Genomic DNA, 23671 nt, shown 5'->3' with positions numbered 1-23671 from the left:
TCCCAGTATGGCCGATCATCTAGCCCGCGTTAAAGTAGAAAACGTGACTAACCAAGAAAAATCCCTCGATTCCTTGCTCGCTAACGAAGAACTACTCAGCATGCAGCAGGTGGCAGAAAAGCTAGACCTACCCATCACGCGCGCTTATGACCTGCTCCAGGACCGAAAGTTCATTGCCTGGGATTCCCCAGAAGGAAAGCGCGTACCTCTGGCCTTCTTCAACGACAAGGGTGTGATTGCCAAGCATGTAACTGCCGCAATTACCGTGTTGACAGACGGCGGCTATAAGGACGACGAAATCTTCAAGCATCTCTTTACCGAGGATGACTCGCTGCCGGGCCGCCCGATCGATGCCCTGCACGGTCACCTTGCCCGCGAGGTTATTCGCCGCGCGCAGGCTGCCGCTTTTTAGGCACGCCTTCAAAGATCCACTGGGTGGCAAACCACGCCACCACAATCATGCCGATCACCCAGAACCAGTTGTAGAGCTGGTGATTGCCATCGCCGGAGAAAGAGACGCCAATAAACAGGGCCACGCCGGTGGTGAATTTGATGAGCCAGAGCGGCGGCCGGAAGGTGCCCATCAGGGTAAAGATAGAGGCGTAGTACCACGGTAGGGTCACGGCGTTGAAAACAAAGGCAACTTGGTACGCGGCCGCGGTGCCCATAATGGCGTCGCGGTTGTCCTTGCGGCAAAGCCACCACACCGCCACCAGCCCAATGAGCATGCAGGCCATGGCGATGCTGCGCAGGACGGCCAGGATGGCGTTATAGGACGCATCCGGCATAAATATTTGTACCGCTGGGAAGATAATATCGGTGGCCAAGGTGGGACCTGCCAGCGGGTTAATCACCTTGGAATTGCCGCTTACCTGCGATAGCCAGCCCCATGACGTGCCGGAAACCCACGTGATGAGGGCTACTGCGGCGATGATTTCTGTCACTGCGGCGATGCCAGATAGCACAAAGACAGCAAGTTGTCGCCACTTACTGGAGCCCTTGGGAGCGTAGTGGTGGAGCATCATCCATACGATAAACGGTGCCGCAATAACCGCAGTTGCCTTCATAGCCACGGCCGTGCCCACGAGGAGGAGGGCGGCGTGGAAGCGCTGATGCAATGCCGCTAGCAGGCCGATAGACACGAGCCCCACCATGAGCGACTCATTATGCATGCCGCCGATAAGGTGCAAGATAATAACTGGATTAGCTACACCAAGCCACAGTGCTACCGCCGGATCAGCACCGAGTTTGCGGGCGATGCGGGGGATTGACCAAGCGATGGTAACAAACCCAAGCAGAGAAAGAACCTTATAGATCACCACGCCTGCAGTGACGTTATCTCCTACCAGGCTGGTGACCAGTTCTCCTATCCACAGGTGAAGGGGACCATAAGGTGTGGTGGTATTGCGCCAATCTTGTGATACCTCAAGGAGGAAGGGGCCGGGGTTAACGGCGGCACCTTCGGTATACGGATCGAAGCCATCGCGAACCATTGCACCTTGCATAAGGTAGGAATACACATCGCGTGAGGCCAATGGTCCGGCTAATAAAAGGGGAGCTACCCAGGCGATGAGAATGCGCTGGATGTCGCGCAAGCCGCCCTCGGGGAGAGGATTTTTGAGCTGTGGGCGAATGATAGTGCGCCCAGCTAGCACCCACGCCGCGGCTAGGAGGAAAATACCCACCCAGTACAGCGCGAGGCCGAGATTGCGCCCGTGCCCATAGGACAAGAAGCCAATATTTAATGCTTCGAGGAGTCCTCCACGGTTGCGGGTGGCGCCGCCAGAGAAGGACGCGAGCAGCAAAATGCAGGAGGCTGATAGCCCTAGCGGCAGCGCGCGTGGAATGGGAAAAGAGTACGTCTTTGCCACGGCACAACCTACTTGCGGCGAGCAGTAGCCTTGATAGCCAACTGCTCTAGGGTTTCGGTGACCGTGGGATCCACCTGTGCGGCGCGCAGGTGCTGCAGGCCCGATTGCGTTAGGGCATCGATGCGGCGCTCAATCTCTTCTGGTGCGCCCGAATCAGCGATGATCTGGGCCAAGCGCGATAGCTCCTGGGGATCTGAGGTGCGGCCAATGAGCTTGCGCAAGGTAGCAGCAGCTTGTGGATCAGACTCATCCGCGCGCTGGAGCGCTAGCGCTAAGAGTTCGGTTCGCTTGCCTTCGCGCAGGTCATCACCGGCAGGTTTGCCGGTTACCGCGGGATCGCCAAAAACACCCAGCTGATCGTCGCGCAACTGGTAGGCAATGCCAATATCGTGCCCATAGCCGCGGAAGGCTGCGATAAGTTCCTCGCTCGCACCGGCGATGGCGGCGCCCAAGTGCAGCGGGCGTTCAATGGTATAAGCGGCGGTCTTATAGCGGTTGACGGAATTGGCAAGCTCTACTGATTCGGAACCTGCCGCCTCCAAAGAGATATCCAAGAGCTGTCCACCGATAACCTCAGTGCGCATGCCGCGCCACGGGCTGCGAGCACGGTGCAAAGCGGCCGCGCTCAGGCCGGAATCTTGGAACATGTCTTCTGCATACACAAGAGCTAAATCGCCCACCAAGATTGCTACGGAGGTGCCGAAGAACTCTGGATCCCCCAAGTATTCCGATTCGCGGTGCAGCTTTTCGACGCCCCGGTGCACCGTAGGATTGCCGCGACGGGTATTTGAAGCATCGATAATATCATCGTGGATAAGAGCGCAGGCCTGGATAAATTCCAAAGAGGCGGCCGCGCGGAGCATAGCCGCGGGATCTTCTTCTCCTCGACCTGCAGCAAGGTAGCCCGCCCAAGCATAGGTAGGGCGCACTCGCTTGCCGCCGTCAAGCACGAAGGATTCCAAAAAGCTCACGGCCTTGGTTACCGGGGCACCAATTTCCGCCACCTGCTCTCGGCGTTGATCAAGGAAGGTGGCGAGTTCCTCGCGCACCGCACCGGGGATTTCCGCAAGCTCAGGAATATTCTGCATAGTCACACCCCACACGATACCGGCTAGGCTGCGCAAGAAATAACAGAGGTTTACAGCGGCAGGCTCGCCCCCAATATGGCAAAGGGGCGGGCATCGGCTGGGTAGAGATGACCACGGAGGACATCGAAGAAGCCGGCGGCTCTATAGAGGCGGAAGGCACCGTTATCCTCGTTCGGCACCTCGGGTGTGGACAACAGTGCGTAGCGCGCCGGGGCATTCCATAGCAATCCCTCTAATAGTTTTCTGCCTAGTCCGTGCCCCTGGTACTGCGGCAAGACGTGGATCTCTGCCAACTCAAAGTAGTTGCGCACAATGTCCCACTGCTCTTCGGTGGGCCCGCCCTGTAGTCGGAGCCCCCGGCGAAGCTCAGCGTCCCACCAGCTGTCCGGGGAGCCTAAGAACCCATAGGCCACGCCGACGATGCCATTGTCATGGGTGACAATCTGCGCGCTGAATCCGGGGCGGGTCACGTCATTTCGCCAGCTTGAAATGCGGCTATGCAAGATCGCGGGATTGTAGTGCATTGCCTCGATGTAGATTTCAACCAACTGCGGGGCTAACAGGGAGAATTCCGGCGGGGTTAGGCGGCGAATTTCAAAGCTCACACTTCCTATGACACCAGATGTCTGTAGGGGAAGGAAAGCGAGGCCCACTCCGTTCTTTGAAAGCCGCAAGAGCGAATCGAACAAGAGGGCTGCAGTTAATCTTTGGCCTGCAATTAGTATTGATTGAATCGAACACGTGAACTATTATCAACCGTGAAATGTCTGGCGGCTTGCTTAGGGTCGGGGGCAGTTCAACGACGTTATTTATTTAGCTAAGGACAAAACAATGGCACAGATTATTTCGGCAACGCGTACTCGTTCTCTTGAGCGAGAAAGCGGCAAGCGGGCACGATTTCTCTTCCAAGCACGAGAATTATTAGACGCTGCGCGCGGTTATGCGGCTGAGGGGCGATTCGATCAAGCCTTAGAGGTGGCGTACCAATCGGCTCTACGTACTGCTGGCGCACGGGTAGCTGCATCTGTCGTGGCTCGGCGCCGCCGCCTTCCCTCCAGTGCATGGGATCGGTTAGCGCTCGTGGGTGTGGAAGATAAGCGGTGGGCTGAATCCTTTAAGGGATATTCGCGGACTCGTGCGCGCGTGTCTTCGGGGCTGGATGAAGCGCCGAGCGAGGAATATGTTTATGGCCTCATGCAGCATGCCGCACAATTTTTGGACGAAAGTGAGGCAGGGACTACTTTCGGCTCTTTTGCTGCGTAGTCACTCCGTGGGGGCGCTCACTACCTTTTGGGGAACATACTGATTATTCTGGGCGTTAGTATAGATAGAACTATTACCGCCCGAAGCTCAATCCCTAGTTGGAGGAACAGTGTCCCTTTCCGAGCAGGAGCAGCGCACGCTCCGTGAAATTGAGGAATCGTTACTCGCTGACGATCCTAAGTTTGGCGCTTCCGTTTCTGAGCCTACGTCGTTCGGCGGATCTGGCGGTGCGGTAACCCTTCGGGGTATAGCGCTCGTCGTCGTTGGGCTGTGCATGCTTATTGGTGGTGTTGCTCTTGCGCAGCAAAGCCTGTGGTTTATTGCGCTTTCTATCGCGGGCTTTTTGGTGATGTTTGGCGCTGGTGTGTGGATGCTGCGCGGAGATGGCTCCGGTCACTCTGTACAGAGCCGTTACTCCGGTGCCCGGGCAAAGAAGCCCGCGTCTCGCAGTGGTGGAGTCAGCGGCAAGTTGGAGGAAAACTTCCGTCGCCGCTTTGAGGAGCGTTAACGCTTTATTGATGTGGTTCACCCCGGTTGGCCCAGTGAGGGTCAACCGGGGATTTTTGTGCCGCGCCAAAATTCCCCACTTTGCCCCACGGAAAGGGTGCTAGGTGGGAACTGGTGGGGTAACTACCCCATGGACTTAGTTAAAAGTCCTCGATAACACAGCATATGGGGTTGGAGTGTGGATTGGGGCTCATTATGTTGGTGTTGCGGGTGGGGCGAGTGGGGTGATTGCAGCGGGCTGTCAAGACCTTTCGTGGGATTTCTTCCCACTGGAAAAACCATTATCTAGCTGCAAGTAATCGAGATCGATCCGAGGGACACGCCGCTTTAAGTGGGTTAGGTGGGGGAAAGTGGGGTAGAGTGGGGCGCAGCGGAGGAAAGAGGGGCTCAAGGGTCTCGATTCTGAAGTAAGAGAATCCGGAGTTTTCGAGTAAGGAAGGTGGACGCCGGGATGTTTCTCGGAACCTACACTCCGAAGCTCGATGACAAGGGACGTCTTACGCTTCCGGCAAAGTTTCGCGATGAACTCGCGGGTGGCCTCATGGTCACCAAGGGGCAGGACCACTCGCTGGCCGTGTACCCGCGGGAGGAATTTGCGGCACGCGCACGGAAGGCTGCGGCGGTTTCTCGAACCAACCCAGAAGCACGTGCTTTTATCCGTAACTTGGCAGCAAGTGCGGACGAACAACGGCTGGACGGGCATGGGCGCATTACGTTGTCCGCGGGGCATCGGGAATACGCCAACTTGTCCAAGGAGTGCGTTGTGGTTGGCTCTGTGGACTTTCTCGAAATTTGGGACGCAGCCGCGTGGGCTGAGTACCAGTCGCAAACTGAAGATGCTTATTCGGCAGCAGATGCCGATGACGTACTGGCGGGCTTGCTCTAAGCCTGTACAAGAGTGCGTGTAAGGACTCTGTCCGAGGCGGATGATTCTGGTGTACTTCCCCGATATCAGAAACCTGCCTCGGACAGGGCCCTATACGCACTCGCATGCTTTCCACCACTGGAAGTCAGGAATTTGAGAAAGGGGGTTGCGGGGAGACATGGCTACCAAAGACCTAAATTATGACGTGGCCGAAAACCACGGCCACGTACCAGTCATGCGCGAGCGCATGGCCGATCTCCTACGCCCCCAAGTTGAAGCGGCGGGGGATGAGGCCGTGCTTGTTGACGCCACCCTGGGCGCCGGCGGCCACACCCGCTACTTCCTGGAATCTTTTCCCGAGGCGCGGGTCATTGGCGTCGACCGCGATAAGCAGGCGCTGCGCAATGCATCCGAACGTCTTGCGCCCTATGGCGATCGCTTCGTCGGCGTTAATGCACGATTCGATGAGCTGGGCAGCGCCATCGCGGAAGGTGACGGCGACATCTTTGATTCGGCTCGCACCGTAGGCATTGCCGGCGCTCTCTTTGACCTTGGTGTTTCCTCGATGCAGCTAGACCAAGCTGACCGCGGGTTTGCTTATAAGGCGGATGCGCCGCTAGATATGCGCATGGATCCTTCGCAAGGGATTACCGCGGCGGATGTACTCAATACCTATTCGCACGGTGACTTAGCGCGGGTCCTCAAGACCTATGGCGATGAGCGCTTCGCTGGGAAAATTGCCTCCGCCGTGTTGAGGGAGCGTGACAAGGAGCCTTTCGTCAACTCCGCGCGGCTCGTTGAGCTACTTTATGATGTCATTCCCGCTGCGACCCGCCGTACCGGAGGGCACCCCGCCAAGCGCACCTTCCAGGCGCTGCGGGTTGAGGTCAATCGCGAGTTGGAAGCTATCGAAAATGTCCTGCCGGTCATAACCCAGGCGCTTTCGGAAGGCGGCCGTGCCGTATTCATGAGCTACCAATCTTTGGAAGACCGCATCGTTAAAGCAGCCTTCAAAGAACTGACCACTTCCAAGACGCCGGCTGGGTTGCCGATGGACCTGCCGGGCACCGCGCCGAAGTTCAAGATCGTTACGCGCGGGGCGGAAAAGGCCTCTGAAGAGGAAATCGCGGAAAATTCGCGAGCCGCGTCGGTGCGTGTTCGTGCCATCGAAAGACTCGAGGGAATGCCAGAATTTCTACCGCCGGGAGGCAGGCAATGAGCACCATCCCACGCCGCAACCACCTAAAGACTGACAGCCGCGACAGAGAGGCCACTCGCACCATGGGCGCCAGCCGAGACTTCACCACCGGAATCGATACCGGAGCCCCGACGGCGCTGCGCGAGCGTCCCAGCACTAAGCGTGCCCCGAGCCGCACTCGGGTGCCGCACCGCAGCACGAAGCGCCTGGGTTCGAAGCAGGTAGTGAGCTTCCGTGGCCGTCAGCTGCAGCCGCAGACGAAGAAGAACGGCCTCCTTACCCGGTTGGGCGTCATTTCCCTTACGCTGCTTATCGTCGGTGTGGCCTTGGCCATGTGGCTGTCCGGTCTGTCTACCAAGCAAACCTTTGCCATCCAAGAGCTGACCGTGCAGGATTCCCAACTGGATAACCAGATTGAGACCCTCAACCGCGATGCAGAGAATCTCAGCTCTTCTGCTGATATTGCGCGCCGCGCGGACGAAATGGGAATGGCTATTCCTAAGCAGCCGGGCATTGCGGAAGTTGGCGGGGATGGAAAGATCGTCGACAAGCGCGAAGGCACCCCGGATACCGAAAAGCTCATTGATGTCAACGGTGAACCAATCCGCCCGGGCCAGGCTTCCAGCGACCCAAAGGATACGGAGGGGATGTCGGATTCCCTCAATGCCGTGCCACAGGGACAGCAGCGCACCAGCCATGGTGGCGATGCCGACCGTAATTCCGACCGTGAGACCGGCGCTGCTGGTGCCGCCCAGGACAATGCGCGACCCAACCTTCCCGCCCGTGCGCCGTATGCTAGCCGCGCCGAATAGCTAGGGAAGAATAATCGGTGAAAAAGATGATGCTCGCGCGTGGTGGCGCGGGCATTCTCACTTTTGTAGGGCACAATCAATACACGCAAGAAATTGTGGCGGAAATAGGGAAGGTGACACTGGACTGTGACTACGCCAAGTAAGGCTAGGCGCCGCCCGCGCCGCTCTGCCAGCTCCGCGGTGCCGCAAAAGAAAATGATGCGCAAACGCCTGCGCATCATCGTATCCGTGGTGCTCGTGGCGATGGTCGTCCTCGCTGGCCGCTTAGCCTGGGTACAGCTTGTGTGGGGCCCAGACCTTTCCGCCCAAGCCGTCACCCAGCGTGAGCGCGTCTATATTGAGCCGGCCCGTAGGGGAGAGATCTTAGACCGTGATGGCCAGCGCTTGGCCTACACGATGAAGTCTCGTTCCTTGACCGTCTCGCCGACCCGACTGCGCGATGAGCTAAAAGACAAGGCCGAGATCGAGGCCCAAAAAGATGGCTCGACGGAGGGCATGGATGATAAGAAGCTGGATAGCTTCCTTACCAAGAAGATGGAGGAGACCCTCAAGGACATGTCTGAGGGAATCCCGAAGCTGATTGAGGATTCCGGCGCCTCGACCTCCAAGGTGGATAAGGACGACATCCTCAATAAGCTCAAAGCCGATACCCAGTATGAGGTACTGGTGCGCAATGTCGATCCGGATGTTGCCGTAGAGATCGCCAATAAGTACCACGGAGTGGCAGCGGACCGCCAAGATATCCGCCAGTACCCCAACGGCGCCATTGGTGAAAACGTTGTGGGCAAGGTGTCGATGGATGGCCATGGACAGTTCGGTTTCGAGGCCGCGCGGGATACGGAACTTACTGGCATTGACGGCCAGTCCACCGAGGACGTATCCGCAGATGGCCAGGTGATCCCGGGCACGTTGCGTGACGTCGTGGATACCGTTGATGGTCGCGACGTCACCCTCACTTTGGATCTGGACCTGCAGACCTACGTTCAGCAAAAGCTGGAAAAGGCTAAGGCCAACTCCAAGGCTTCCGGTGCAGAAGCAGTGGTCCTCGATGCTGCAACCGGCCAGGTCCTTGCCATGGCAAATACGGATACAGTGGATCCCAATAAGAATGTTGAGGATCAGCTCGATGAAGGCAAGGACTTTGAAAACCGCAGCGTCTCCCATCCTTATGAGCCGGGGTCTGTAGCGAAGGTGGTTACCGCGGCTGCTGCACTGCAGGAGGGTGTGACCACTCCGGATGAGGTGCACCAGGTCCCAGGTTCCATCGATATGGCGGGCGTGACGGTGAATGATGCGTGGGAACACGGCACCGAGCCGTATACCACCACCGGCATCTTTGGTAAATCCTCTAACGTTGGCACCTTGATGATCGCCGATAAGTTGGGCCAAGAAAAGTACGCCGAGTACCTCAAGAAGTTTGGGTTGGGCAATACCACCGGTATTGAGCTGCCGAATGAATCGGCCGGCAGCGTCCCAGATTTGGAGCAATGGTCCGGCGGCACCTTCGCTAACCTGCCTATTGGTCAGGGCCAGTCGTGGACCACGTTGCAGATGGCCAGCGTGTACCAAGCATTGGCTAATGGCGGCGAGCGTATCGAGCCGCGCATCATTGACTCGGTCAAGGGGCCAGACGGCAAGGACGAAAAGCTAGAGGAACCGGAAAAGAACCAGGTGGTAAGCCCGGAGACTGCCAAAACCACGGTGGATATGTTCCGCGCCGTCTTCCAAGACGATGATGCGGGTATGCAAAATGGTACGGCCGGCAACGCGCAGCTTAAGGGCTATCAGCTTTCCGGCAAGACCGGTACAGCCCAGAAGGTGGACCCAAATACCGGGGCGTATTCGAATTCCGCCTATTGGATCACCTTTGCCGGCATTGCGCCGGCCGATGATCCGCGCTTCGTCGTTGCCGTCATGGTGGATGAGCCTAAGTCCGGCGTGGAGGACAACGGAGGCGGCGGCCAGTCGGCGGCACCTATCTTCCGCGATATCGCCTCGTGGCTACTTAATCGTGACAATATTCCGACTTCGAAACCAGCACCGCGGCTGACCCTGCGGGCACAATAGGAGCTTAGTATGACCGTTTCTTTGGATACTCTCGCCCAGCTTTCTGGTGGGCGCGTCATTGGTGATGCCTCCGTGGAGGTCTCCGCGTGCGGGCTGGATTCTTCCCGCCTGCCGGAAGGCGCGCTCTTTGCTGCCTTGCCGGGCACGCGCGTACACGGCGCGCAGTTCGCTCGCGATACCAAGGCTGGAGCTGTGCTTACCGACGCCGCTGGGCTCGACCTGCTTACCGAGGCCCAAGAGACCCGCCCGATTTTGGTGGTGGAGGATATTCGTGCCGTGCTCGGCCCAATTTCCGCCGAGATTTATGGCCACCCCACCCGCGACCTGACGGTTATCGGCGTTACCGGCACTTCCGGCAAGACCACCACCAGCTACCTGCTGGAGGCCGGCCTGCTCCACGCCGGGCATTCCGTGGGCCTTATCGGAACCACCGGTACCCGAATCAACCGCACCCCGGTCCCGACGTCGCTCACCACGCCTGAGGCGCCGACCCTGCAAGAGCTTTTCGCACGCATGAAGAACGAGGGCGTTACCCATGTGGTGATGGAAGTGTCCTCGCATGCGCTGGAATTGGGACGCGTGCGCGGAACTCGGTTTGCGGTAGGCGGGTTTACGAACCTGAGCCAGGACCACCTCGATTTTCACCCCACCATGGAGGACTACTTCCAAGCTAAGGCGAAGCTTTTCGCTGGGGAACAGGCGGCCGAGCGGGCCGTCCTCTGCATCGATGATGAGTGGGGCGAGCGCATGCGCGGCGTCGCCAAGAGCGCGGGCCACAACGTGACTACGGTTGCCACCCAGGGCGCTTCGGCCACGATCAGCGCACGTCAAACCGCTACCGAGGCCACCGGTGCCCAAGAGGTAGCCCTGAATTATGACGGTGCCGATTTCACCTTCCGGCTGCCGCTGCCTGGCGAGTTCAATATCGCCAATGCTTGCTTGGCGCTCGGCATGGCCGCCGCGGTAGGAGAGGATCCGGCGGAGTTTCTGTCGGGAGTGGAGAAGGTCGCAGTCCCTGGCCGAATGGAGCGCATCGACCGCGGCCAAGACTTTGTGGCCGTGGTGGACTACGCGCATAAGCCAGCGGCCATCGCCGCGGTGCTCGACACCTTACGCGGGCAGCTGGAGGGAACCAAGGGCCGCGTCGGCATTGTCGTCGGCGCCGGCGGAGACCGTGATAGCTCTAAGCGCCCAATCATGGGCGCAGCCGCAGCCAGCCGCGCTGACCTTACCGTGGTTACCGATGACAACCCGCGCTCCGAGGACCCCGCCACCATTCGCGCGGCGGTTATGGCGGGCGCACGTGACGCCGTCCCCCAGGGCGATATCCGCGAGGTTGGCTCCCGCGCCCGTGCCATCGATGAGGTCGTCGATTGGGCCGAGCCGGGCGACGCCGTCATCGTCGTAGGCAAGGGCCACGAGGTGGGACAGCTCGTGGACGGCACAACCTTGCACTTTGACGACCGCGAGGAAATGGCCCGCGCTATCGAGGAAAAGCTGGCCGGAACCCCGCACCGCGATACCCTTGGGGATGCGAAGGAGTAGACATGATTCCACTTTCTATTGCCGATATTGCCGAAATTACTGGGGGCAGCCTCGACTGTGTGTCTGACCCAGAACAGCGCGTTACCGGGTTCATCGAATTCGATTCCCGCAAGGTAACTAAGGGCGGGCTCTTCCTTGCCCTGCCCGGGGCCCGTGTGGATGGCCACGATTATGCAGAAAAAGCCATCGAGCAGGGCGCAGTGGCGGTGCTGGCGGCGCGGCCGGTGGGGGTTCCGGCGGTCGTCGTCAAGCCCCAAGGCCGCGTTACCGGTGATGCCGCCAACGCGGATATCTATGCCCACGACGAGGACGGCTCGGCCGCCGCGGTGGTGCAGGCGCTATCCGATATTGCGCGGGAGGTCACCCGCCGCCTGACCGCCGAGCAGGGCCTAGACATTGTCGGCGTGACTGGCTCGGCTGGTAAGACCTCCACCAAGGACCTACTGGCCACGATTTTCCGCGCTGAGGGTGACACCGTCGCTCCTCCCGGCTCCTTTAATAACGAGGTCGGCTTGCCGTATACCGCTCTGCGCTGCGATGAGCACACCCGTTTCCTGGTTGCCGAAATGTCTGCCCGCGGCATCGGTCATATCCGCCATCTGACCACCATCACCGCGCCCACCGTCGGCGTGGTACTCAATGTTGGTACCGCACACTTGGGTGAGTTTGGCTCCCGCGAGAATATTGCCCAGGCCAAAGGCGAGCTCGTGGAAGCCTTGCCCTCGGCCGCTGAGGGCGGCGTCGCCGTGCTCAATGCCGATGATCCCTTCGTCGCGGGCATGGCACCGCGCACCTCAGCCAAGGTCGTCTACTACTCGGCCAATAAGCCGCCGGCTTCCGACGCCCAGTACTACGCCAGCGATATCCAGCTCGATGACGTCGCCCGCCCCTCGTTTGTGCTGCATGCGCCGGGAACGGACCCACTTCCGGTGAAGCTGCAGGTCTTTGGCAAGCACCAGGTTTCTAACGCTTTGGCAGCGGCCGCCGCGGCCATCGAATCGGGCATGGACCCGCAGGTGGTAGCCAACGCGCTATCCGGGCACCAGAATGCCTCGGAACACCGCATGGACGTGCGTACCCGCCGCGATGGAGTAACCACCATCGATGATTCCTATAACGCCAACCCCGATTCCATGCACGCGGCCATTGCTGCGCTGGCCTATACCTCGGCCGCCCGACCGGATGCCCGCGCCATCGCCGTGCTCGGTGAGATGGGCGAGCTCGGCGGAGAAGCAGTGGCCGCCCACCGCGCATTGGGAGAGGTGCTTTCCAAGTACCATGTTGACCACCTCGTGGCCGTGGGAGACAACGATAATATGAGGGCCATGGTTGAGGCCGCACAGGCGCGGGGTATAAATACTACTATCAGCCCGGATGTTGACGCCGCTGCGGCGGCGGTCGAAGGCATCATCAGGGTAGCGCCTGCCGGCATCGAAGATTGGACCGGGCGCGAGGCCAAAGATGTAGTCCTCATCAAGTCGTCGAATGCCCAGCGCCTGTGGCGCGTGGCAGAACGGCTCAATCGCCGTTAGTCCTCAGTACAAGGAGAAAGACCTCTAGCAATGACTCAGATCATTATCGCGGGCATCCTCAGCTTCCTCGTCGCGATCTTTACCACTCCCATGTTGGTCCGCTACTTTTCCGGGGTAGGCAAGGGACAAGAAATTCGCGAGGACGGACCGCAGCTGCACCTGCGCAAGCGCGGCACCCCCACCATGGGCGGACTGGCGATTTTGCTGGCCATCACCGTGGCTTATCTCGTGGTGGGAATTTATGCCCGCGTGACCGGTAACGGTGGTTTTAGCCCCTCCGGTCTCTTGGTCTATTTCCTCACGATGGGCCTTGGCGGGTTGGGCTTTGCCGATGACTTCATCAAGCTGTTCAAAAAGCGCAACCTCGGCCTGAACAAGACCGCCAAGCTGGTAGGTCAGCTGGCCGTGGCGCTGATTTTCGGCATCCTGGCGCTGCAGTTCCCAGACGAGCACGGATTGACCCCAGCGTCTACCAACCTTTCCTTCGTTCGCGATTTTGAAACTTTCGACATCGCCGTGGGCGGCGCCATCATCGGCACCATTGTCTTCCTTGTCTTTCTCTATCTACTCATTGCTGCGTGGTCGAACGCCGTGAACCTCACCGACGGCCTCGACGGCTTGGCCGCAGGCACCACCGCGATGGTGATGGGTGCCTATGCACTGATTTCCTTCTGGCAATTCCGCAACTCTTGCGCCGTCTCGCCTGCAGCAGGGTGCTATGAGGTTCGCGATCCGCTCGACTTGGCCGTGCTGGCTGCAGCCGGCCTGGGCGGTTGCTTGGGCTTTTTGTGGTGGAATGCTGCACCGGCAAAGATCTTCATGGGCGATACCGGTTCGCTTGCGCTCGGCGGCCTCGTCGCCGGCCTCTCGGTGACGACTCGCACCGAACTGCTCATGATCATCATCGGCGCCATCTTCGTGATTGAGACGGTCTCCGTCGTCATCCAGATCATCGTCTTCCGCAGCACCGGAAAGCGCTTCTTCCGCATGGCGCCCATCCACCACCACTTTGAAAATGGTGGCTGGGCTGAGACCGCCGTGGTCACCCGCTTCTGGCTGTTGAGCGCCATGGCCGCCATTGCCGGCGTATGCATCTTCTACGGCGACTGGCTGTCCGCCGTCGGCTTTGCTTCCTAAGACTCACGCCTTTTTAGCTTTATCGAGGAAAGAGGAATAGAGATGACCGAGTTGCCATCCTCGTTGCGCGGGCGAGTGCTCGTGGCCGGGGCGGGAGTATCAGGGCGCGGTTGCGTCGCTATGCTGGCAAGCCTCGGGGTGGATACCACCGTGGCAGATTCCAACGAGACCGCGCTGGCGGAATTGGCGGAGGAATTCGGGGTAGCAACCGTCTCCGTCGATTCTGCCGCCCAGGGCGATTTTGACCTTGTGGTTACTTCGCCGGGCTGGCGTCCCGATTCGCCTTTGTTGGTTGCTTTCCAGGACGCTGGGGTAGAGGTCATCGGCGACGTGGAGCTGGCCTACCGCCTGGATCGTGCGGGCGTCTTCGGCGCGCCGCGTACCTGGCTGGTAGTTACCGGAACCAACGGCAAGACCACCACTACCGGCATGTTGGCCCAGATCATGCAGGCTGATGCCAAGCGCACCGGCAACCGCGCACTGGCGGTGGGTAATATCGGCGTTTCGCTTTTCGACGCCCTCACGGCCACCCCTCGCGTCGACGTTCTCTGCGCCGAACTATCTTCTTTCCAGCTGCATTGGTCCAGCCACTTGCGCCCGGATGTGGGCGTGTTGCTGAACCTGGCAGATGATCACCTAGATTGGCACGGATCATTCGATGCCTATGCCCGCGCAAAGGCCAAGGTGCTCTCCGGTGAAGTCGCAGTGGTGGGCAAGGATGACGCCGAGGCGGTCCACTACGCCGCGGATACCACAGACCTCTACGGCTTTACCGCCGCTGAACCCACACAGGGAGAGGTGGGCGTAAGTGCCGGCCGCCTTGTTTCGCGGCTTAACGAGCAGCGCGAGGATCTCGCGTCCGCAGAGGGCATTGAGCCCGCCGGCCTGGCAGGAGTCCTCGACGCTGCGGCCGCAGCCAGCGTCGCGCGTCTGGCAGGCGCCACCCCGGAGTCCATTGCGCAGGGGCTGGCCGCATATACCGTCGCCGGGCACCGCGGCGCTGTGGTTCATGAGCATTCCGGCATCACCTTCATCGATAATTCCAAGGCCACCAACCCGCACGCGGCGGATGCGGCGCTCAAGGGGCTCAATTCCGTGATCTGGATTGCCGGCGGGCAGTTGAAGGGCGCGGAGGTAGACGGGCTCGTCGCCAAGCACGCCGCCCACATCAAAGCCGCGGTAGTCCTAGGCGTGGATAGGGAAGAGGTGGCCCGGGCACTCGCCGCGCACGCGCCGCATGCCCCGGTGGACGTCATCGAAACGCAGGAGCCTTTCGCAGCCATGAATGCTGCGGTGGAGGCTGCACTGCAACACGCCGACGCCGGGGATACCGTTCTTTTGGCGCCGGCTGCGGCATCGTTAGACATGTATACCGGCATGGCTCAACGCGGTGATGTATTCGCCGCGGCCGCGCGGGAGCTTACCCGCAACTAGAGCTATAGATTTAAGGATCAGGAGAACACATGACGGCCACCTCCCAGCAGCGCCCGCGCTCCAAGAGTTTTGGCGACCGCGTTCGCGAGCTGCGCGAGCGAGCCCGACAGGAAGCAGGCCTTGATTACCAGCTGCTGCGCTTTATCATCTTTTTCCTCGTCGGCATCGGCGTGCTCATGGTCTTTTCCTCCTCCATGGCCACCTCTTTGACAGAAGACGGCGGCGTATGGAACCAGGCATTGCGCCAGTGCGTGATGGTGTTCTTGGGCCTCGTTGCCTTTTGGTTTGGCCTCAAGGTGTCGCCGCATACCCTGCGCAAATGCGTGCCGTGGATTGTGGGCTTGTCCATCATTTTGCTCATCGCCGTGCTGATCCCCGGCGTGGGCACCGGCCGCGAGGAGGTAGGTTCCCAGTCCTGGATTTACTTGGGACCGTTCTCCCTGCAGCCCTCGGAGCTTGCCCGCGTCGCCGTAGGCATGTTTGGTGCGACCGTATTGGCGGATAAGGAGCACAAATCCATGAAGGTGACGGATCCCTTCATGATGTACTCCCTCATTGCCGGCGTTATGTTCTTGCTCATCGTCCTTCAGGGCGACTTCGGTATGGCTTTGTCCTTGGCCCTCGTGGTTGTCTTCACCCTGATTTTCGCGGGTGTCGACTGGCGCGTTCCGGCGACCATCGGCGTCGCAGCAGTGTGTGGTTTGCTGTTTATCTTCCTTTCTGGCGGCTTCCGGTCCAACCGCTTCCACACCTATTTCGATGCCCTCGTAGGCAATATCTCCGATACTCAAGGTACGGGTTTCCAGTCCTATCAGGGCTTTCTCTCGCTTGCCGACGGCGGCTTCTGGGGCGTTGGCATCGGCCAATCTCGTGCCAAGTGGTTCTACCTGCCCGAGGCGAAAAATGACTTTATTTTCGCCATCGTGGGTGAGGAACTCGGCTGGTGGGGCGGTGCGCTCGTCATCGTGCTATTCGCCGCACTGGGCTATGTGGGCTTGCGCACCGCGATGCGCGCACAGAACCAGTTCCAGTCCCTGCTGGCCGCAACGTTGACCATCGGTGTGGTCACCCAGGCCTTTGTGAATATTGGCTACGTCATTGGCCTGCTGCCGGTGACCGGTATTCAGCTGCCCATGATTTCTGCCGGCGGTACCGCGGCGATCATCACGATTGGCTCGATGGGCATCCTGTGCAACGTGGCGCGTCACGAGCCGATGCAAATTTCTGCCATGCAGAACTTCGGCCGCCCGCTGTTCGACCGCCTCTTGTTCATCGGCGAGCCGCAGCCAGTGCCGAAGCCGAAGAAGAAGCAGCAGGGCCGTCACGCCCGTCCGCAGGAGCCGCGATCCCGCGTGCGCGAGGAGCGCTTTGGCCGCCCCGTGACCGGAAGCGGCCGGCGCTATCCGCGCGCCGAGCGCCGCTATCGCTAGGTGGCGCTGGTAGCCTTTAGGCTATGAATTCCACGCCTATTTCCGTCGTCATCGCAGGTGGCGGCACCGCCGGACACATTGAACCCGCCCTCGCCGTGGGCGAAGCTTTGCGCGAGCGCCACGGCGCACGCATCACCGCTCTCGGTACCGAAAAGGGCCTCGAGCGCGATATCATTCCCGCCCGCGGCGTGGACCTTAGCCTGATTACCCCCGTGCCAATCCCGCGCAAGGTCAACGCGCAGCTCTTCAAGCTACCGTTCAACCTCTCCCGCGCGGTGGGGGAGGCCAAGCAGGTACTCAAAGACGTCGAGGCGGATGTCGTCTTTGGCACCGGCGGCTACGTGGCCGGGCCGGCCTATATCGCTGCGCGATCCCTCGGCATCCCGTTTTATGTTCTCGAGACCAATGCTTTGGCTGGAATGGCCAATAAGCTCGGCGTGAAAATGGGCGGCATCGGACTCAACGCACACCCAGATTCCGGCATGCCGGGCGAGGTCGTCGGCATCCCCGTTCGCCCGAGCTTGGCGGAGGACCCGAATGGCAACCTGGCCGCAGACGCGCGCACCAAGTGGAACCTGTCCGAGCTTCCCACCATTCTTATCACCGGCGGGTCCCAAGGCGCGGCCAGCATCAACCGCGCTGTTGCCGGAGCGGTAGAGGACTTGGCACAGGACTTCCAGCTTCTGCACGCCTACGGCAAGAAGAATGACCCGCCCGCAGAACACCCGAACTACGCCGCACTGCCGTATATCGAGGACATGGGCTCCGCCCTTGCGGTGGCTGACCTCGTCGTGTGCCGCTCCGGCGCGATGACCGTCGCCGAAGTATCCGCCGCAGGCCTGCCGGCCATCTACGTTCCGCTGCCGCACGGCAATGGCGAACAGGCGCTCAATTCCCGCGACGTGGTCGAGGCAGGCGCCGCCATCCAGATCCCGGACGCGGAGCTGACCGCAGAGCGACTCATCTCCGAGGTGCGCGGCATTCTCGATGACCCGCAACGCCTCGAGTCGATGACGCACGCCGCCGCCCATGCCAGCGCTGGGGACGTGGCCAATACCATCGCAGACCGCATCGCCGCCCGCGTATCCGAGGCCGAAGACGCCGCTGGAAGGAAGGACAAGTAAATGACCGATCCCGCACACTACGATCTGCGCCGCGTCCACCTCATTGGCATTGGTGGTTCCGGCATGTCGGGGCTCGCGCGAATCCTCGCCGCTCGCGGCGGAGTGGTCACAGGTTCCGATGTCAAAGACTCCACCCCGGTTGAGGTGTTGCGCACCATGGGTGCCAAGGTCGCCATCGGCCACGCCGCAGAAAACCTGCGACTGTCTGGCGAACTGCCCACCGTCGTGGTTACTTCTTTTGCCGCCATTCCCCAAGACAACCCGGAGCTAGTGGCCGCAAAGGATAACGATATCCCGGTAATTCGCCGCTCCGATCTGCTCGCCGCCTTGATGGAAGGCCACAAGCAGGTGCTGCTGGCTGGCACCCATGGCAAAACCTCCACCACGTCGATGACCGTGAGCGCGATGCAACACGCGGGTCTTGATCCCTCCTTCGCCATCGGCGGCCAGCTCAACCGCGCGGGCACCAATGCCCACGGTGGCACTGGGGAAGCTTTCGTCGCCGAGGCCGATGAATCCGATGCCTCGCTGCTGCGCTATAGCCCGGACGTCGCGGTGCTCACGACTATCGAGCCTGATCACCTCGATTTCTTCCACAGCGAGGAAGCCTACTTCCAAGTCTTTGATGACTTTGCTGACTTGGTCACCCCGGAGACCGGCTACCTCGTTGTCTGCGCCGAAGACGAGCACGCTGCCCGGGCTGGTGAGCGGGCGCTGGAGCGCGGCATCAACGTCGTGGCCTACGGCTCGCCGGAGAAGTCTTTTACCTCTACCGTGCCGTTGGCCGCTGAGCTGGTGCGCGAAGAGACCACCGCGGAAGGCATGGACACCACCGTCAAGCTCGACCTTCCTGGCGTTTCTGAAACCGTGCGCTACGAGCTGCAAATTCCAGGCCACCACATGGTGCTCAATTCCATGGGTGCCTTGATCGCCGGCGTGCTCTCCGGCGGCACCCCGGCCGCCATCGCCGAGGGATTGGCTGACTTTAGCGGCGTGCGGCAGCGCTTTGAGTACCGGGGGAGCGTCGACAAGCAGGGCAAACCCGTGCGCGTCTTTGATGATTATGCGCACCATCCCACCGAGGTTGCGGCAGTGCTACGGGCCGCGCGCGCCAAGGTCGAGGCGGAAGGCCACGGCGGCCGCGTCATTGCGTGTTTCCAGCCGCACCTGTACTCGCGCACCATGGAATTCGACGCCGAGTTTGCCCAGGCACTCTCGCTTGCCGACGCCGCCGTGGTACTCGACATCTACGGCGCTCGCGAGCAGCCCGTGGAGGGAATTACCTCCCGCATCATTACCGATAAGATGCCCGCTGATATGCAGGTCATCTTCGAGCCGGATTTCTCCGCCGCTGCCCGCGACGTCGTGTCGGTGGTGGAGCCAGGCGATGTGGTGCTGACCATCGGTGCTGGCTCGGTAACCATGGTGGCAGCGGAAATCCTCGATGAATTGCGGGCAAGCTAGTGCGCGTCTCCGCAAAGCTCATCGCTGGGGTCATCGCCGCAATTGTCGCCGTGGCCGTCATAGCGGCCGCCGTGATGTGGACGGTTCCCGTCCTGAAGGTACGCAATTTTCACGTCGAAGGTGTCCACCAGCTCGATCCCGCGCAGGTGGAGGAAGCCTCTGGGGTTCCCAAGGGCGAAAATTTGCTACGCGTTAATGCGCGTGAGGCAGCTTCCGGCGTTGCTGGATTGGACTGGGTCGATTCGGTGACAGTCTCTCGCGATTTCCCTTCGACCTTGACCATCAATGTGGCCGAGCACAAGGCCGTGGCCTTTGTAAAGCGCGATAATAAGCCCTACCTGATCGATGATAAAGGCGAGGAATTTACCTCCGCTGAGCCTCCCGCGGGCGCGGTTGAGGTGACGGGCTCCGTCGATAGCGGCTCCCCGCAAACCCAGGATGCGGTGCGTGCGATTGCAGCGCTTTCCGACGACGTCCGCAACCAGGTAGCAAAACTCGAAGTTGCTGGCGAATACTCGCTGACTTTCACCACTAAAGACGACCGGCGCGTCTTCTGGGGTGCCAGCGATTCTAACGATGAGGACAAGGCGCATGCCTTTGCCACAGTGTTGAAGATGGAAGGCCGCGAGTGGAATATTTCCAACCCTGAGTTGGTCACCACCCGCGGATAGGGCGCGACGGGTGCCCCCGTAGGTGCCTTTATCGCTCTTGTGGGCCCGTGCAGCACCGCTTAGGCGTGTGCGCTGCACGGGCCCATTTCAGTGCCTGAACCATGGGGCGGATGATACGGATGTGATTTATAAAACCGCAGGTGAGAAACCCTAAAGTGGAACTTGAGGGTCTCGACACGCGGAAAATGTGCGTGAAAATTACACCGCTGTCGTTAAAGATGGAAAGGAACGCGATTCGCCCTCGGCGGACCGCATTACATTCCTCGTTTAATGCACGTGCAGACTTAAAGTAGCGAAAGGTGAGACCAACTCACATGATCTCTTCCAATAACAATCTCGCGGATATCAAGGTCGTCGGCGTCGGCGGTGGCGGCGTCAACGCCGTGAACCGCATGATCGAAGAAGGCCTCAAGGGCGTGCAGTTCGTCGCCATCAACACGGACTCCCAGGCCCTCATCTTCTCTGACGCAGATACCAAGCTCGACATTGGCCGTGAGGCCACCCGCGGCCTCGGTGCCGGCGCTAACCCTGAGGTAGGCAAGACCTCCGCAGAAGACCACAAGTCCGAAATTGAAGACGCCCTCGAGGGCTCCGATATGGTCTTCGTGACTGCCGGCGAGGGTGGCGGCACCGGCACCGGTGCTGCTCCAGTTGTGGCGTCTATCGCGAAGAAAATGGGTGCGCTGACCGTCGGTGTTGTCACCCGCCCGTTTAAGTTCGAAGGCGCTCGCCGTACCCGCCAGGCCATGGCCGGTATTGAGGAGCTGCGCGAGGTCTGCGATACCCTCATCGTCATCCCGAACGATCGCCTGATGCAGCTCGGTGGGGAAGAGCTTTCCATCGTTGAGGCTTTCCGCGCTGCCGATGAGGTGCTGCACAATGGTGTGCAGGGTATTACCAACCTGATCACCATCCCGGGCATGATCAACGTCGACTTTGCGGACGTTCGCTCCGTCATGTCTGACGCTGGCTCCGCGCTCATGGGTATCGGTTCCGCCCGCGGTGATAACCGCGCCATGACCGCTGCTGAGCAAGCCATTAACTCCCCGCTGTTGGAATCCACGATGGAAGGCGCCAAGGGCGTGCTGCTGTCCATCGCCGGCGGCTCCGATCTTGGCCTGCACGAAGTAAACGCCGCTGCCTCCATGGTGGAAGAGCGCGCTGACGAAGACGTCAACCTCATCTTCGGTACCATCATCGACGACACCCTGGGCGATGAAATCCGCATCACCATCATCGCCACCGGCTTCGATGCCGAGGCCAATATGACCCAGGCCGCTGCGCAGCAGCAGCCGCAGCAGGAACAGCGCAAGCCCGGCTCCCTTTTTGACAATCGCCAGCGCGAGACCGCAGAGCCGGTCACCCCGGCACCGGCGCAGCCTGCTGCCGCTCAGCCGGCACAGGATGACTACTCCCCGCGCCACTCCTACGAGCCGCGCGCCGGCCAGGAGCGAGAGCGCTACACCCCGCAGCGCCCTGCCGAGGAGCGTCGCCCAGAATCTAGCGGTCTGTTCACCAACTCTGACCGTTTCTCCCGCGAGGAGCGCCGCGATGACTACCGTTTGTCCCGCCCGTCGCAGCGTCGTGACGATGACGGCGACGACGATCTGGACGTGCCTTCCTTCATGCGCTAAGCGCAAAGCGCTACGCTGGTGTGCATGCCAGTAAACGAGGAACATCGCACCACACGCCCCGTCCGCATGGTTTTTACTAGCCGTGCTGGCGGGGCGTCTGCTATTCCATACGACTCCTTCAACTTGGGGCACCACGTCGGCGATGACCCCGCCGCGGTTGCCGCTAATCGCGAGCGCCTGAAGCGCGTGACCGGTCTGGACGACATCGTGTGGATGGAGCAGCTTCACACCAATACCGTCACCGTCGTCGATGGTCCACAGGACGAGCCCGTGGCAGCCACAGACGCAATTGTCACCACCCAGCGACGCCTCGGGCTAGGCGTTCTCGTTGCGGATTGCACGCCGGTGCTGCTTGTCGACGTCGCCGCTGGCGTCATTGCTGCCGCCCACGCCGGCCGCTTGGGCGCCCGCAACGGCATTGTGGTCAATACCGTGCGCGAAATGCAGAAGCTTGGCGCACAGCCCGAGCGCATTCAGGTGGTTATGGGGCCGGCTGCTTCGGGAAAGAATTATGAAGTGCCCGAGGAAATGGCCACTGACGTCGAGCGTCGCTTGCCCGGCTCCAAGACTCGGACGTCGAAGGGCACGTGGGGCATCGATGTGCGCGCAGGGCTGATTCGCCAGCTCATGGGGCTAGGTATCACCGCGATTGAATCCGACCCGCGCTGCACCATTGAAGACGAAGACTTCTTTTCCTATCGGCGCGAAGGAACCACCGGCCGCCAGGCTGGACTAATTTGGTTGGAGGCTAAGTAATGTCAGACCGAAAGGCACAGCTACAAGAAAATTTAGCGGCCACCCGCGCCGAGATTGAACGGCTAGCAGCGCAGTCAGGGCGAAAACCACCCCAGCTGTTACCCGTAACGAAATTTCACCCAGCTGCGGATATTTCTCTGCTGGCAGATCTAGGAGTTACCGACGTCGCCGAAAACCGGGAACAAGAGGCCCGTGCCAAGGCCGCTGAGCTGCCGCAGCTGCGTTTCCACATGATTGGCCAAATCCAAACCAAGAAGGCCAACCATGTAGCCCGATGGGCGGCCAGCGTGCATTCGCTTGATTCCCTCAAGCTCGCCCACGCGCTGGAGCGGGGAGTTTCCTTAGCCAAGGACCGAGGCGAGCGCGAAGGTAATCTGCCAGTCTTCATCCAAGTCTCCGCCGACGGCGATGGTGCTCGTGGTGGTGTAACTCCAGACGCACTCGATGAGGTCGTGCGTGCCGTAGAAGACGCGCAGCATCTAGAACTTGCCGGACTCATGGTAGTTCCGCCTCTTGATGCCAATGCTGGTGAGGTATTCCGAAACGTCCGCGGAGAGGTAGATCGCTTATCGTCTGAGCTCGATCGACCGCTGAAAATGTCTGCTGGCATGAGTGCGGACATGGCCGAGGCAATTGCTGCGGGCAGTGATATCGTGCGTGTCGGAACCAGTATCATGGGGCCGCGGCCAGTAGGTTAAAAACATCGCAAAAGCGCATTTCACGGCGTAAATCACATGAGTCACACCAGACACATTTTACGCGTTTAGACTTGTACAAATTTAGGTCAGAGGGAGACCCAAAAATGTCATTCATTGATAAGACGAAGGATTTCTTCGGGCTGGGCCCGGTGGACATCGAAGAGGACGATGCCTACTACAACGAGGAGCCGCGTTACTCCGAAAATAGCTCCTCGGCCTACGCGCCTCGCCGCGCCCAGCAGTCCTATGAGCCGGCCCCAGTGCAAGAGGAGTTCGTTCCGACCATCGTGGCCATCTCGCTGACGTCTTTCAATGACGCCGCCAAGGTAGGCGAGCCCTTCCGCGATGGCGATGCCGTTGTCTTCGAGTTGACTGACGCCGAAAAAGCCACCGCCAAGCGCTTCATCGACTTCGCTGCCGGCCTCTGCTTCGGCCTGGAGGGTCGTATGCTCAACCTCACCAAGGGCATGGACACTGAGCGCAAGGTCTTTTCCATCGTGCCTAAGTCTGCGGACATTGCAAAGCACGAGCTCGAGCGTGCCGCAGGCCTGCGCTAAAGCAGCACGGTTCATTTA

General features: G+C 60.3%; 22 protein-coding genes. 19 read left to right on the top strand and 3 right to left on the bottom strand.

Features of this window, described 5'->3' with window-relative positions:
- The first annotated feature begins 7 nt into the window (after nucleotides 1-7).
- Nucleotides 8-412, top strand: a complete 405-nt coding sequence (locus tag ACKFRX_RS08755; protein ID WP_080970387.1) for an Rv2175c family DNA-binding protein — start codon at nucleotides 8-10, stop codon at nucleotides 410-412.
- Here the strand turns inward: ACKFRX_RS08755 and ACKFRX_RS08750 are convergent.
- From ACKFRX_RS08750 to ACKFRX_RS08740, 3 genes are read right to left on the bottom strand one after another with little or no spacing between them, the layout of a single operon-like run.
- Nucleotides 381-1871, bottom strand: a complete 1491-nt coding sequence (locus ACKFRX_RS08750) for an alpha-(1->6)-mannopyranosyltransferase A (protein WP_408927678.1) — start codon at nucleotides 1869-1871, stop codon at nucleotides 381-383. The two genes, ACKFRX_RS08755 and ACKFRX_RS08750, sit on opposite strands and share 32 nt — an antisense overlap.
- A gap of 8 nt (nucleotides 1872-1879) precedes the next feature.
- The gene (locus ACKFRX_RS08745; protein WP_408928279.1) at nucleotides 1880-2959 is read right to left on the bottom strand and encodes a polyprenyl synthetase family protein; all 1080 of its coding nucleotides are present in this window, start codon (nucleotides 2957-2959) and stop codon (nucleotides 1880-1882) included.
- A 50-nt stretch (nucleotides 2960-3009) separates the two neighbouring features.
- Complete coding sequence (locus ACKFRX_RS08740; RefSeq protein ID WP_408927677.1) at nucleotides 3010-3564, bottom strand: N-acetyltransferase family protein; 555 nt, start codon at nucleotides 3562-3564, stop codon at nucleotides 3010-3012.
- A 226-nt stretch (nucleotides 3565-3790) separates the two neighbouring features.
- On the opposite strand from ACKFRX_RS08740, the gene ACKFRX_RS08735 reads away from it, so the two are divergent.
- The 18 genes from ACKFRX_RS08735 (at nucleotide 3791) to ACKFRX_RS08650 (ending at nucleotide 23653) form a co-directional block, all read left to right on the top strand.
- On the top strand, nucleotides 3791-4222 hold the full coding sequence (locus ACKFRX_RS08735; RefSeq protein ID WP_408927676.1) for an SAV_6107 family HEPN domain-containing protein: 432 nt from the start codon (nucleotides 3791-3793) through the stop codon (nucleotides 4220-4222).
- Nucleotides 4223-4331: 109 nt separating this feature from the next.
- Nucleotides 4332-4730 (top strand): DUF3040 domain-containing protein, encoded by a 399-nt coding sequence (locus tag ACKFRX_RS08730; RefSeq protein WP_408927675.1) that lies wholly within the window; start codon nucleotides 4332-4334, stop codon nucleotides 4728-4730.
- 450 nt (nucleotides 4731-5180) lie between these two features.
- On the top strand, nucleotides 5181-5615 hold the full coding sequence (mraZ, locus tag ACKFRX_RS08725) for a division/cell wall cluster transcriptional repressor MraZ (RefSeq protein WP_408927674.1): 435 nt from the start codon (nucleotides 5181-5183) through the stop codon (nucleotides 5613-5615).
- A gap of 157 nt (nucleotides 5616-5772) precedes the next feature.
- Nucleotides 5773-6813 carry a 16S rRNA (cytosine(1402)-N(4))-methyltransferase RsmH gene (rsmH, locus tag ACKFRX_RS08720; RefSeq protein ID WP_408927673.1) on the top strand — a complete coding sequence of 347 codons (1041 nt, stop codon included), beginning with the start codon at nucleotides 5773-5775 and terminating at the stop codon, nucleotides 6811-6813.
- Entirely contained in the window at nucleotides 6810-7604 is a 795-nt protein-coding gene (locus ACKFRX_RS08715; RefSeq protein ID WP_408927672.1) for a hypothetical protein, read from the top strand. Before rsmH ends, ACKFRX_RS08715 begins: the two co-directional genes overlap by 4 nt.
- A gap of 198 nt (nucleotides 7605-7802) precedes the next feature.
- Nucleotides 7803-9671, top strand: coding sequence for a peptidoglycan D,D-transpeptidase FtsI family protein (locus tag ACKFRX_RS08710; protein WP_408928278.1), 1869 nt, complete (start codon nucleotides 7803-7805; stop codon nucleotides 9669-9671).
- Between the two features lie 9 nt (nucleotides 9672-9680).
- Entirely contained in the window at nucleotides 9681-11216 is a 1536-nt protein-coding gene (locus tag ACKFRX_RS08705; protein ID WP_408927671.1) for a UDP-N-acetylmuramoyl-L-alanyl-D-glutamate--2,6-diaminopimelate ligase, read from the top strand.
- Nucleotides 11217-11218: 2 nt separating this feature from the next.
- The gene (gene murF, locus ACKFRX_RS08700; protein ID WP_408927670.1) at nucleotides 11219-12748 is read left to right on the top strand and encodes a UDP-N-acetylmuramoyl-tripeptide--D-alanyl-D-alanine ligase; all 1530 of its coding nucleotides are present in this window, start codon (nucleotides 11219-11221) and stop codon (nucleotides 12746-12748) included.
- Nucleotides 12749-12778: 30 nt separating this feature from the next.
- The gene (gene mraY / locus ACKFRX_RS08695; RefSeq protein ID WP_005328919.1) at nucleotides 12779-13885 is read left to right on the top strand and encodes a phospho-N-acetylmuramoyl-pentapeptide-transferase; all 1107 of its coding nucleotides are present in this window, start codon (nucleotides 12779-12781) and stop codon (nucleotides 13883-13885) included.
- Between the two features lie 42 nt (nucleotides 13886-13927).
- A complete protein-coding gene (murD, locus tag ACKFRX_RS08690) occupies nucleotides 13928-15319 on the top strand; it encodes a UDP-N-acetylmuramoyl-L-alanine--D-glutamate ligase (protein ID WP_408927669.1) in 1392 nt (463 codons plus the stop codon).
- A 29-nt stretch (nucleotides 15320-15348) separates the two neighbouring features.
- A complete protein-coding gene (locus ACKFRX_RS08685; RefSeq protein WP_239193619.1) occupies nucleotides 15349-16749 on the top strand; it encodes an FtsW/RodA/SpoVE family cell cycle protein in 1401 nt (466 codons plus the stop codon).
- Nucleotides 16750-16772: 23 nt separating this feature from the next.
- The gene (gene murG / locus ACKFRX_RS08680; protein WP_005324514.1) at nucleotides 16773-17873 is read left to right on the top strand and encodes an undecaprenyldiphospho-muramoylpentapeptide beta-N-acetylglucosaminyltransferase; all 1101 of its coding nucleotides are present in this window, start codon (nucleotides 16773-16775) and stop codon (nucleotides 17871-17873) included.
- The gene (murC, locus tag ACKFRX_RS08675; protein WP_408927668.1) at nucleotides 17874-19337 is read left to right on the top strand and encodes a UDP-N-acetylmuramate--L-alanine ligase; all 1464 of its coding nucleotides are present in this window, start codon (nucleotides 17874-17876) and stop codon (nucleotides 19335-19337) included. It abuts the gene before it with no gap.
- The gene (locus tag ACKFRX_RS08670; RefSeq protein ID WP_198491694.1) at nucleotides 19337-20008 is read left to right on the top strand and encodes a cell division protein FtsQ/DivIB; all 672 of its coding nucleotides are present in this window, start codon (nucleotides 19337-19339) and stop codon (nucleotides 20006-20008) included. The genes murC and ACKFRX_RS08670 overlap by 1 nt, the downstream gene beginning before the upstream one ends.
- A gap of 314 nt (nucleotides 20009-20322) precedes the next feature.
- A complete protein-coding gene (ftsZ, locus tag ACKFRX_RS08665) occupies nucleotides 20323-21642 on the top strand; it encodes a cell division protein FtsZ (protein WP_269953148.1) in 1320 nt (439 codons plus the stop codon).
- Nucleotides 21643-21666: 24 nt separating this feature from the next.
- A complete protein-coding gene (pgeF, locus tag ACKFRX_RS08660; protein ID WP_408927667.1) occupies nucleotides 21667-22398 on the top strand; it encodes a peptidoglycan editing factor PgeF in 732 nt (243 codons plus the stop codon).
- Nucleotides 22398-23096, top strand: a complete 699-nt coding sequence (locus ACKFRX_RS08655; protein ID WP_408927666.1) for a YggS family pyridoxal phosphate-dependent enzyme — start codon at nucleotides 22398-22400, stop codon at nucleotides 23094-23096. Before pgeF ends, ACKFRX_RS08655 begins: the two co-directional genes overlap by 1 nt.
- Nucleotides 23097-23200: 104 nt before the next feature.
- On the top strand, nucleotides 23201-23653 hold the full coding sequence (locus tag ACKFRX_RS08650; RefSeq protein ID WP_200435442.1) for a cell division protein SepF: 453 nt from the start codon (nucleotides 23201-23203) through the stop codon (nucleotides 23651-23653).
- Nucleotides 23654-23671 lie beyond the last annotated feature (18 nt).

It is taken from the genome of Corynebacterium tuberculostearicum, from assembly GCF_046097465.1.
GTDB classification, from domain to species: domain Bacteria; phylum Actinomycetota; class Actinomycetes; order Mycobacteriales; family Mycobacteriaceae; genus Corynebacterium; species Corynebacterium tuberculostearicum_I.
Note: the sequence above shows the minus strand (reverse complement) of the source record. Positions and strands in the feature narration are given on the sequence as shown.

Coding starts and splice junctions, on each gene's coding strand:
- murF (WP_408927670.1), top strand. CDS start 11,219: ATGATTCCACTTTCTATTGCCGATATTGCCGAAATTACTGGGGGCAGC.
- ACKFRX_RS08755 (WP_080970387.1), top strand. CDS start 8: ATGGCCGATCATCTAGCCCGCGTTAAAGTAGAAAACGTGACTAACCAA.
- ACKFRX_RS08745 (WP_408928279.1), bottom strand. CDS start 2,959: ATGCAGAATATTCCTGAGCTTGCGGAAATCCCCGGTGCGGTGCGCGAG.
- murG (WP_005324514.1), top strand. CDS start 16,773: ATGAATTCCACGCCTATTTCCGTCGTCATCGCAGGTGGCGGCACCGCC.
- murC (WP_408927668.1), top strand. CDS start 17,874: ATGACCGATCCCGCACACTACGATCTGCGCCGCGTCCACCTCATTGGC.
- mraZ (WP_408927674.1), top strand. CDS start 5,181: ATGTTTCTCGGAACCTACACTCCGAAGCTCGATGACAAGGGACGTCTT.
- mraY (WP_005328919.1), top strand. CDS start 12,779: ATGACTCAGATCATTATCGCGGGCATCCTCAGCTTCCTCGTCGCGATC.
- ACKFRX_RS08685 (WP_239193619.1), top strand. CDS start 15,349: ATGACGGCCACCTCCCAGCAGCGCCCGCGCTCCAAGAGTTTTGGCGAC.
- ACKFRX_RS08655 (WP_408927666.1), top strand. CDS start 22,398: ATGTCAGACCGAAAGGCACAGCTACAAGAAAATTTAGCGGCCACCCGC.
- ftsZ (WP_269953148.1), top strand. CDS start 20,323: ATGATCTCTTCCAATAACAATCTCGCGGATATCAAGGTCGTCGGCGTC.
- rsmH (WP_408927673.1), top strand. CDS start 5,773: ATGGCTACCAAAGACCTAAATTATGACGTGGCCGAAAACCACGGCCAC.
- ACKFRX_RS08735 (WP_408927676.1), top strand. CDS start 3,791: ATGGCACAGATTATTTCGGCAACGCGTACTCGTTCTCTTGAGCGAGAA.
- ACKFRX_RS08705 (WP_408927671.1), top strand. CDS start 9,681: ATGACCGTTTCTTTGGATACTCTCGCCCAGCTTTCTGGTGGGCGCGTC.
- ACKFRX_RS08710 (WP_408928278.1), top strand. CDS start 7,803: ATGCGCAAACGCCTGCGCATCATCGTATCCGTGGTGCTCGTGGCGATG.
- ACKFRX_RS08650 (WP_200435442.1), top strand. CDS start 23,201: ATGTCATTCATTGATAAGACGAAGGATTTCTTCGGGCTGGGCCCGGTG.
- ACKFRX_RS08715 (WP_408927672.1), top strand. CDS start 6,810: ATGAGCACCATCCCACGCCGCAACCACCTAAAGACTGACAGCCGCGAC.
- pgeF (WP_408927667.1), top strand. CDS start 21,667: ATGCCAGTAAACGAGGAACATCGCACCACACGCCCCGTCCGCATGGTT.
- murD (WP_408927669.1), top strand. CDS start 13,928: ATGACCGAGTTGCCATCCTCGTTGCGCGGGCGAGTGCTCGTGGCCGGG.